9 protein-coding genes are annotated in these 10,481 nt (G+C 61.3%); 7 read left to right on the forward strand and 2 right to left on the reverse strand.

The genetic code is table 11. The features are described 5' to 3' along the window. Positions 1–281: 281 nt before the first annotated feature. Positions 282–452: a DUF362 domain-containing protein gene (locus C6Y32_RS14815; protein ID WP_105206054.1), complete on the forward strand. Its 171-nt coding sequence runs from the start codon at positions 282–284 to the stop codon at positions 450–452. 173 nt (positions 453–625) lie between these two features. Next, positions 626–1,003, forward strand: coding sequence for a methyltransferase domain-containing protein (locus C6Y32_RS14820; protein ID WP_105206055.1), 378 nt, complete (start codon positions 626–628; stop codon positions 1,001–1,003). Positions 1,004–2,959: 1,956 nt separating this feature from the next. Here the strand turns inward: C6Y32_RS14820 and C6Y32_RS14830 are convergent. Further along, entirely contained in the window at positions 2,960–4,618 is a 1,659-nt protein-coding gene (locus C6Y32_RS14830; protein ID WP_105206056.1) for an ABC transporter permease subunit, read from the reverse strand. A gap of 49 nt (positions 4,619–4,667) precedes the next feature. After that, a complete protein-coding gene (locus C6Y32_RS14835; protein ID WP_105206057.1) occupies positions 4,668–5,588 on the reverse strand; it encodes an ABC transporter ATP-binding protein in 921 nt (306 codons plus the stop codon). Positions 5,589–5,915: 327 nt separating this feature from the next. Here C6Y32_RS14835 and C6Y32_RS14840 point away from each other — a divergent pair, with 327 nt between their 5' ends. The 5 genes from C6Y32_RS14840 to C6Y32_RS14860 form a co-directional block, all read left to right on the forward strand. Continuing rightward, positions 5,916–6,746, forward strand: coding sequence for an epoxyqueuosine reductase (locus C6Y32_RS14840; RefSeq protein ID WP_105206058.1), 831 nt, complete (start codon positions 5,916–5,918; stop codon positions 6,744–6,746). A 132-nt stretch (positions 6,747–6,878) separates the two neighbouring features. Continuing rightward, positions 6,879–7,973, forward strand: coding sequence for an alanine racemase (locus C6Y32_RS14845; protein ID WP_105206059.1), 1,095 nt, complete (start codon positions 6,879–6,881; stop codon positions 7,971–7,973). A 228-nt stretch (positions 7,974–8,201) separates the two neighbouring features. Then, positions 8,202–8,525, forward strand: a complete 324-nt coding sequence (locus tag C6Y32_RS14850) for a cyclic-di-AMP receptor (protein ID WP_105206060.1) — start codon at positions 8,202–8,204, stop codon at positions 8,523–8,525. A 31-nt stretch (positions 8,526–8,556) separates the two neighbouring features. Then, entirely contained in the window at positions 8,557–9,594 is a 1,038-nt protein-coding gene (locus tag C6Y32_RS14855; RefSeq protein ID WP_164998313.1) for a hypothetical protein, read from the forward strand. Next, the coding region (locus tag C6Y32_RS14860) for a PSP1 domain-containing protein (RefSeq protein WP_105206062.1) at positions 9,595–10,481 on the forward strand (887 nt) is incomplete at its 3' end.

Here is a 10,481-nt window from a genome sequence, read left to right on the forward strand (position 1 = left end):
GTCTGCATCCCCGCGCCCCGAACGGGCCCCGGCTCCCGGCGCCCCCAGGGGCGAGGTGCCGCGCAGCGGCCACAGCCGCGGCGGCCGAAATCGGCGCGGCAAAAATACCGGTCGGCCCGGCGGGCAACAGCCCGGTAAGAAGCCGCAGTAAAGTTTGTGTAAAGCCTGTTGCCATGCGGTTTCAGCAGGAAAATGTTAGCCGACTGTTTTTTGCGTAAAGTCCTTGTTTTTTACAGAATATATGTTAGAATAGAGGGGAAATACAAGGAGGTGTATTACCAATGGCTTATAAAATCACTGACGAGTGCATCAGCTGTGGTGCGTGCGAGGCCGATTGCCCCGTAGGCGCTATCTCCGCTGGTGACGACAAATACGTGATCGACGCAGATACCTGCATCGACTGCGGCGCCTGCGCCGGTACCTGCCCTGTAGGTGCTCCCGTAGAGGCCTAAGCACAGCGTTTTATCCGAGATAGCGGACACGTAACAGTGTCCGCTATCTGTTTTTGTGCCGCTTTCGCCGGCCCAATATCTGCCTGACGCCCGCCCAACAATCGCCCACCAGCCCAACACGGGCCCGACAGCTGCTCAGCACCGGTCCGGTACAGAGAGGGGAGAGATACCACATGCACTACCAGTACGAAGATCTGGGCGGCGGCCTGCAGCTGGCCGTTACTCCCCAGCACCGCTTTGGCGGTGACGCCTTTTTGCTGGCCGGTTTTGCCGCCGCCAAAAAGGCCGACCGGGTGCTCGACCTGGGCACCGGCTGCGGCATCATCCCCTTCGTGCTGCAGCGGCAAGTCGCCCCCGCCGCTGTTACCGGGCTCGATATCCAGCCCGCGGCAGTGGCCCAGTTTCACCACTCCATCCGGCGCTCCGGTCTCCAAAACATGCGGGCGGTAGAGGGTGATATCCGCCGGGCCGATGCGCTCTTTGGCGCCGAGCAGTTCGATCTCATCACCTGTAACCCGCCCTACTTCTGCCGCTTAAACACATCTAGATGAGAATAAGAGACAGGTACGGGCCAGGACCCGGAACCTCCGCCCGCCCCGGAAACAGAGCCGGAGCCGGAACAGGAACCGGCGGGGCTGAACCCGGCGATGCTGCTGGTGGTGCTGGCTGNCGCTGTATCGGTAAAAAAAGAAGACGAGATCAAGATCGATAAGACCGCCCCCGGTCTTGCCGCCGCCAGCACCGACCTCACCCTCACCGACAGTCTCTCCGGCGTGTGGAAACTGCAGAAGAAGACGGCCCAGCCTGCACCCCAATTGCTGCTGCGCCGCGGTCCGGCTCAGGCCGCGGAAGGCGCTTTCCAGGACCTGCAGGTATTTGAACTGACCGCCGGCAACGGCGCCGCCAGCCAAAACTATACGATCTCCCAAAACGGGGTGTACCGGGCAGTGGACGCCGCCGGCAACCTGGGCGCGCCGCAGATCATCTCGCCCATCGACCCGCCGAGCGTCCTGCGGCCCGAGTCGGTAGACGACCCCAGCGATCCCACCGGCCCCAGCATACTGCCCGGCCCTGTGGTGGGCCCAGAGGTAAAGCCGGATGATCCGGTGCCCGGCCCTCAGATCGATACCGATGAAAACGGCCTCAAGCACGCCGCCGTCTACGACAGCATAAACGAGGAGATCGACGAGAGCGCCCCTCTCTACGGCGGCAATTTTGACGCCGCCGACGCCCGGGCGCTGCTGCAGTACCGCTATCAGTTTTCCGCCCACGTCGCCGGGGATATGACCAGCGAGCTGAAGATCATGCAGAGCGGCAAAGACGTCACTGCCGCCGGGGCCGATACCACCACAGCCGGCAGCTTTACCGTGGTGTATAAAGTCACCGATGCCGACGGCAACACGACCACCCTGTATCTCACCGATATCCTCACCGATCCCAACGCCCCGCCGGTGGTGGTCTACCCCGACTATGTCGACCCGATCGTCGGCCCGCCCATCGACCCGGATAAGCCGCTGGCCGATCCCACCGTGAAAAAAGACCCCAAAACAGGCAAGAACCACGCCTATTACGAGGACTGGGCCACCGAAGTCATCCGCAGAGACCCGGCGCTGTACGATGGCAGCATAGACCGCCAAACGGCCCTGTCTATCATGCAGCAGCGCTTTCGCATCCTCTCCGGCCAAAGCAGTAAAAAACTGCAGGTCATCGGTCTGTATATCTTCGATAAAGACGGCAAAGACATCACCAAAAAGGGGATAGACACCCAAAAGGTCGGCGCCTACGACATCCGCTATACGGTCGAGGATACCGCCGGCAACCGCGTCACCATCACCCTGCACTATGCGCTGCGCCAAAGTCAGACCGCCGTCGATATCGCCCCCCAGCCCGACGCCGGCGATACCAGTCCCGGCAGTGGCCCCCAGGCGGATGATGCCGTGCCGTTTACCGGGGCCGATAGCTGCCCGGTCCACTGGCTGGCCCTGCTGCTCATCGCCGCTGTGTGGCTCTACACGCTGGCCCGCTGCAAAAAGCACACCGCATTTTGCTGGGTCGACAGCGCCGTTTTGCTGCTGGCGGCACTGGCCACCGGGCTGCTGGCTCTAATGGGCAGCTGCCCGCTCGATGCACCGGCACTCATTCTCTGTGGGCTTTCCGTATTTTCCAGCGGCTTGCTGGTATCCCATATGCAGCCGGCAGAGACGGATACCTACTGATCTTATCTTATACGGGCGCCAAACAGGCGCACCCGTTTGGCGACTTGCAGTATACAGTACACAGTAACACGCACAGCAAAGAACCGATCAATATAGGCGGCCCGGCCCCGGGCGGCGGCAGTACCTGGGGCCGGGCCGCCCCTATGTCCACATCCCCACCGCACCCACGCAAAAAAGGCGGGCTATATAGCCCGCCTTTTTGTGTGTTACACGATGTATCTTGGCAGCGTCTGTACCGCCCCGCCCACCGGCGTCTGATCGGGGCGTGGAGCAGCGCAGGCCCGCCGGTCCTCAGTTGGTGATGTCGCGCCGGCAAAATACCCACATGCCGGCGGCAAAGAACAGCGCAGCTATCCCCAGCAGCATGGCCGCCCCGTACCCGGCCGACAGGGTCACCCCGCTCATCTCCCGCAACTGCTCTAAAAAGCCGTCGTTGCGCACCAGGTGGCTCGGGTCCATGTAGGCAATGGGGGTGTAGGCCACCCAGTTAAAGCCAAACATGATCGCCAGCTGCAGGGCCAGCGGGCTGCCAAAATATCCGGCGGTAGGCAGCGCCACAGCCAGCGCGGTGTTTTTGGCCACCGCCGAGAAGAAAAAGGCGATCGTGCCGATAAAGATGATGGCGATGCACACATACCCCATGCGCGGCAGCAGATAGCTGAAAAAGCCCATCTGCTCAACTGCGCCGTCTCGGTACTGCAGCACCGGCACGCCAAAACCGCCAAAGCCCAGCTTAATGCCCGCCGTCACAACGGTACCTATCGCCATCAGCAGATACGAGCCCAGCCCCAACAGCATGCAGGTCACCCACTTGGCGGTGTACACTTTATAGCGGCGCACCGGCCTGGTCAGCAGCAGCCGTATCGAGCCGGAGGAGAACTCCCGCGAAACGCTGCTGCCGGCAAACACCACCACCACGATCACCGCAATAGCGACCGAGCCCAGCAGCCCCTCGGCTGCCGACCGCGGGTCCTTGTTGCTGCTCTCAAACAGGGGGATATTGTTTTCCAGGCTGTGCCACAGCACCGCACTGCGCTCAGTCAGCGCTTTCTGCCGGTCCTGGTAGCTCTCCTGGTATTGGGCGTAGGTCATGTTGCGGCCGAACTGGCCGCCTTTCTGGGCCTCGATAAAGTCGCCCTCGTCCAACATGGGGGCATAGCGCTCGCCCAGCTGCTCCTGCAGTTCCTGCAAGGCGTTGTTTTTGTAGTCGTCCTCCCCGTACCCGATGTCGTGGTCCAGGCGGTACTGATACAGCTTTACCAGTTCGGTCTGTTGGGCCAGCTGGGTCTTTAAAGAGCTCAGCGCCTCTGCCACCGCCAGATCCTGGGCGTCGGCCTGCACCAGTTTTTGCTGGGCGTCCACCTGCTTTTGCAGTTCATTGGTCTGCTCGGTAGCCGCCTCCAGCATGATCTGGGTGTACGTGCCGTAGCTGTTTTGCGCCACTACCTGGCGGTAGCGCTCGGCCTGGGTCTTTAGCTGGGCAAGCCGCTGGTCGATAGCGGCAGCGTCCATCTCCTCAATGCCGTCGGGCACCGTCAGGTAGCTGGCTATATCGCTCAGGCTGTAGTGCTCGCCCCGCTCTCTGTACAGCTGCAGGCCCGCCATCTCCAGCAGCGCGCTGCGGTAGTAGTCCAGCAGGTTGGTGCGGTAGTCGCTGTAGCTGATATTCTCGTCCACCTGCAGCTGCAGCACCTGATTGTCTATCTCGTAGAACCGCTGCTCCGGCAGCCGTTTGGAGCCGCTCTCCTGCTTGATCTCCGCGATCGACTGGTCGTTCCAGCTGATCTGGCTCTCCAGGTAGCTGCGGTCGTCGTCAGCCGCATGGTTCCTGCTCGACAAAATGGGCAGCATAATACCCACTGCCAGTGCCAGCAGCAAGATCACAGCGGTGCTCTTCTTGCCAAATTCTTTTATAAACTCATTTTTTATCAGCGATGCTGTCTTTTTCACAGGGTCACACCTTTCTGGCCCGGGGCCGTTGCCGGTCGCTCATTCGCACTTACTGTATCTGTCCTTTCGAACCGGTCGTCGTCTGCAGGAACATGTCCTCCAGGCTGTCCCGGTGGGGCGTCACCGCGTAGATTTCCAGGCCCGCCTGTACCATGGTCGCCACCAGCTGGGGTATCCGGCTGTGGTCGCAGCGGGTACACAGCACGCCGTCCTCGGCAGTAAAGGCCAGGTCCGGCAGCAGCCGGCTGCAGGTCGCTGCCGCCTGCTGCGGGTCTTTTACGGCAATGTGCAGCTGCTCCTGCTGGTCCTCGTCGGCATGCAGGTCGCGGGTGGCGATGATCTTGCCCCCGTCGATGATACACACCCGGTCGCACATCAGCTCCATCTCGGCCAGCTGGTGGCTCGAGATCAGCACCCCCACACCTTCCTGCCGCGCCAGCAGCTGCAGCGTGTCCCGCAGCTCCTTGATACCCATGGGGTCCAGCCCGTTGGTGGGCTCATCCAGGATCAGCAGCCGGGGCCGGTGCATAATGGCCTGGGCCACGCCCAGGCGCTGCCGCATCCCCAGCGAGTAGCGGCGCACCTTGTCGTCGATGCGATCCCCCAGCTTCACCATCGAGATGACCTCGTCGATGCGCGCCCGGGTAATGCCCGGGTACATGTTGGCGTAGATCTGCAGGTTCTTGCGCCCCGACAGGTAGGCGTACATCTCCGGGTTTTCAATAATGCCGCCCACGCTCTCGCGGGCCTGTTCGGGCTGGCGCGCTGCGTCGTACCCGCCAATGCGCACCCGCCCGCTGTCGATCTTCAGCAGCCCCAGTATCATTTTGATAGTGGTGGTCTTGCCGGCGCCGTTGGGGCCTAAAAAGCCCATGATCTCCCCGGCGCGGACCGAAAAGGTGGCGTCCTGTACGATGGCTTTCTTGCCGATGTGCTTGCACAGCTTTTCTACTTTCAGTACGTGGTCCATAGTCCCTCCCGTAAACGGGCCCCCGCCTTGGCGCGGGCATATTTTCGTCGGTGAGCCGCAAAACACGGGGCCGGTGCCGCCGGCATTTTGGGCCGCTGTGCACAGTATAGCCGCATTTTCGCCCCCCGCCTAGGGGAATAAACTAGATGTAATAATTCCGTCATGAAATATTCATTTTTACCCCACTCCCCAAGAGATGTGGAAAACTGTGTGGAAACAGTGGAAAACTCGGGCGATATTCAGGCCGAAAAATCAAAAAGATGTTGATAACTGTGTTGAAACGGTGGAATTACCCAGTGTATAATTGTGGAGAAAGGAGGATATATCATGGATCTTGTCGAACAGTGGCTGCGGGATCGGCCGGGCGTCAGCTGGGGCTGTGTGCCGGTCCCGCCCCCGGCGCAGTGGTTTGCCTGCCGCCGGGCCGGCCTACTGCCGTCGGGCCGGCTGTGGGCGCTGGTGTTCTGTTTTCCCTATGCCCATCCTCCGGCTTTTGGCGGCAACATCTCCTGTTACGCCGCCGTGCCCGACTATCACCGCGTCATCGGCGACCAGCTGGCCCAGCTGGCCCAACAGCTGGCTAAAGCTACCGGGCACCCCTTCATCCCCTTTGTCGACAGCTCCCCCCTCGACGAGGTGGCGCTGGCGGCCAGCTGCGGCCTGGGCATAGTCGGCGACAACGGCCTGCTCATCACCCGGCAGTACGGCAGCTATGTGTTTATCGGCGAGCTGATCACCAGCTGCCCGCTGCCGCGCCGCACCGCCGCTTTGTTTCGCGCCGGCGGTTGTCTGCACTGCGGCGCCTGTCAAAAGGTCTGCCCCGGCGGGGCCATCGCCGATGGGGCGGTGTGTACCGATCGCTGCCTGTCTCATATCAGCCAAAAAAAGGGAGAGCTCACCGGCTGGGAACAGCGGCTCGTCGCCGGCAGCGAGCTGCTCTGGGGCTGCGACCGCTGCCAGCTCTGCTGCCCCATGAACCGGCAGGTGTCGCCCACCGCGCTGCCCGGCTTTTTAAAAGATACCGTGGCCACCGTGTCCAAAGAGCAGCTGCGCCCCCTGTGCAAGACCCGCGCGTTTGGCTTTCGCGGCCCCCGGGTGCTCGAGCGCAACTGGGCGCTGCAGCACCCGGGCCCCGCCGGTGAAGTCACAGAGCAGTAACTGCGCCCCGGCGGCTTTTCATAAAATGCGATCATGCTTGCCGCAGCCTGTTGGTATGGGGCGAAAAATCTGTTATAATGGGCTTACCGGGCGCGGGCGCGCCCAAAACGGGGATAGAAAGCGGGGAGAGCGATGACCACACTCATGGTCCAGACCGACCGTATACTCTACAACCTGCGCCTTTTTAAAAAGGCGGTTGGCAAAGCGGGCGTGATTCCGCTCTTGTCCGGCAACGCCTACGGCGTGGGCGACGAGCAGATGGCGCGGCTGCTGTTTGCCAACGGCTACCGCCTGGTGGCCGTCTCCCGCATCGAGGAAGCCGTGCGGGTCAAAAACGCGGTGGCCGGGCTGGATGTGCTGCTGCTCACCCCCTACGCCACCGAGTCGGTCGCGCAGGAGATCGTCCGCCACGGCATCATCGCCACCATCGGCTCTTACGACAGCGCCGTCATCTTAAACGGTATCGCCGCCGCCGCGGGCAAGCGGGCCCGCATCCACTTTAAGTTCGATACTGGCAGCGGCCGTTTTGGTTTCATGCCGCAGGAGGTAGGCAAAGCCGTACAGGCGGCCAAGTATCTGCCCAACCTGGCGCTCGAGGGCATCTATACCCACGTCTCCGCCAGCGACTGCAAACACGAAAAGCGGGTCAAAAAGCAGTATCAGGCCCTAAAGGGGATGCTCGCCGTGCTGCGGCGCGAAGGCATCAGCTACGGCACCGTGCACGCGGCCAATTCGCTGGCGGCGCTCACCTACCCCTGGCTGCGGCTCGACGCGGTGCGCTGCGGCAGCGCCATGGTCGGGCGCATGGCCCAAAAAGACCGCTGGGGCTTTAAAAAGGTGGGGCGCTTAGTCAGCGAAGTCATCGACGTGCGCTGGGTGCCGGCCCACTATAACGTGGGTTACGGCAGCACCTATAAAACCAAAAAGCCCACCCAGATCGCGCTGGTCCCCACCGGCTTTGCCGACGGCCTGTGTCAGGAGACGGTGGTAAATGTATTTAAGTTCCGCCACATCTTTCGCTATATCGGCGCCGCCGTGCGCCGGGCCTTCACCGGCCGCCGCACCTACTGCGATATCGGCGGCAAGCCCGCCCGCATCCTGGGCTATGTAGACCACGAGACGGTGATGGTCGACGTCACCAAGATCGAGTGCGCCCCCGGGGCCATCGTCAGCTTCGACACCCGCCCCGCCCAGGTCGACGGCAGCGTGCGCCGGGCCTATGTATAGCCATATCCGGCAGCCGGCACAGCAGCCGGGGCTATTTTCTGTCGTCTTTTGTCCCTTTTGCCCATACCCGCAGTGATAATACAAAATTTACAGTCATGGCCTGTAGAATTCATAAAATTTTTATGAATATGCTGAAAAACACTGGTTTTTCCCGCACAGAAGTGGTAGAATGAGCTTGAAAAGAGGTAGCAGTACCTCTTACTGCAACACACAAGGGAGGGTCACCTTATGAAACTCATATTTGCAATCGTAAACAAAGACGACAGCGGCGCCGTCCAGAACGCCCTCACAAAGAAAAAATTCTCTGTGACCAAGCTGGCCACCACCGGCGGCTTCCTGCTGGCGGGCAACACCACTTTTATCATCGGTACCGATGACGAAAAGGTGCCCGAAGTGCTGTCTATCATCGAAGAGAACAGCAAAAAGCGCACGCAGATCGTCCCTTCGTCCATCGCGTACGGTGCCGGCCTGTCCTCGGCCTACCCCATCGAGGTAGCTGTCGGCGGCGCCACCATCTTTGTGACCAATGTCGAGAGATTCGAGAAGTACTAGTCTCTCCGAAACGTTCCTGGGCAATACACGAGTGCTCGCACTGCTGGAGACGATGTTGGCTTCCGGCCGTGTTCCCCATGCAGTGCTCTTTAGCGGACAGCAAGGGTGTGGTCTCTACACCCTTGCTGTCTTGTTTGCGGGGGAAGTTTTGTCGGTCGGCCTGCCCGAACACGCGGCGCAGGTAGCCCGGCAAAACGCGCAAAAAGGCATCCATCCCGACTTGTGCGTCGTCCAGGCCGAGGGGGCCAGTATCTCAGTAGACCAGGTGCGCGCCGTCACCAGCGAGCTCTATACTTTGCCCAACCAGGGCAGTTATAAAGTGGTGCTCATCTGCGACGCTCAAAAAATGACTGCTCAGGCACAAAATGCGCTGCTCAAGGCGTTGGAGGAACCGCCCTCCCACGGGGTGTTCATCCTCACCGCCGACTCGCCGCAGGGCCTGCTCACCACCGTGCGTTCACGGGTGATGGATTTTGCCATCGTCCCCCCGCCGGTGGACGACTGTGTGGCCTTTTTTGCCGGCGACTCGCTGCCGGCCGACCAGCTGCGCTTTATCAGCGAACTGTTCGAGGGCAATATCGGCCGGACCATGCAGTACTTCGGCGTCACCCGGCAAAACCTGGCGGCGGCGCGGTTCGAGCAGACCAGTCTGCGCCGGGTCAAGAGCGCCAAAAAACCGGCCGCCAAAACAAAATCCCCAGCTAAAAAAAGTGAGGATGGGCCCCGTGAGCGGCTGCAGATGGCTATGAAACTGCTGGCGGCGGTGGGCGCTCAGCAGCCGGCGGCGGTCGCCGGTCTTATTTACAGGTGCAAAAATCGCGACGAGCTGCGCCTGCTGCTGGATGACGTAGTGCGCCTGCTGCCTTTTGCCGCCAAGGTGCGCTATCAGGGGGCGGCAGTGCCCCCCTCGCTGGGCGAGCTCAGCGGTATGGGCCGTATCGCGCCCGACCGGGTGATGACCTGCGTGCAGGCATCGTGCCGCTATATCGAGAGAAATGCCAATCTGGCGCTGGTGCAGGCCCAACTGGCCGCCGCGCTGGCGCAATGTTACAGTGGAGGATCAAAATAGATGGCAGAAGTGATCGGTGTCCGCTTTAAAAACGTGGGCAAAGTATACTACTTCGACCCCGACGGCAACCAGGTCCCTAAGGGGGGCCGGGTCATCGTCGAAACTGCCCGCGGCATCGAGTGCGGCGAATGCACCATGAAAAACCGCACCGTGGACGACGATAAGATCGTAAAGCCCCTCAAAAAGGTGGTGCGGGTGGCCACACCCGAAGATGTGGCCCGGGTCGAGAAAAATCGCCAAAAAGAAAAAGAGGCTTTTGAAGTCTGCGAGAAAAAGATCGCCAAGTTCGGCCTGGATATGAAACTCATCGACGTGGAGTACACCTTCGATGGCTCCAAGATCCTGTTTTACTTTACCGCCGACGGCCGGGTCGATTTCCGCGAGCTGGTCAAAGACCTGGCCTCGGTATTTCGCACCCGCATTGAGCTGCGGCAGATCGGCGTGCGCGACGAGTCCAAGATGCTGGGCGGCCTGGGGGTCTGCGGCAAGCCATTTTGCTGCTCCACCTTCCTGGGCGAGTTCCAGCCGGTCTCTATCAAAATGGCCAAAGAGCAGGGTCTCTCCCTCAACCCCTCAAAAATATCCGGCACCTGCGGCCGCCTCATGTGCTGCTTAAAGTTCGAGCAAAAGGGCTACGAGGATTTCGGCAAGATCACCCCCAAACCCGGCAGTTGGGTGCGCACCCCCGACGGCGACGGCGTAGTGACCGAGGCCAACGTCATCACCGGCAAGCTAAAAGTCAATATCCACAGCGACAGCGATGTGCGCCAGCCGCCGCAACCCTATCACCGCGACCAGGTCACCCAGATCCCCCGGCCCAACCGCGACGATCTGCCGCCCCGCCCCGCCGCCGCGCCCGACAGCCGGCGAGAGCGCCTGTCTGCATC

The sequence above is a fragment of the Neobittarella massiliensis (ex Bilen et al. 2018) genome, from assembly GCF_900289145.1.
GTDB lineage: Bacteria > Bacillota > Clostridia > Oscillospirales > Ruminococcaceae > Neobittarella > Neobittarella massiliensis.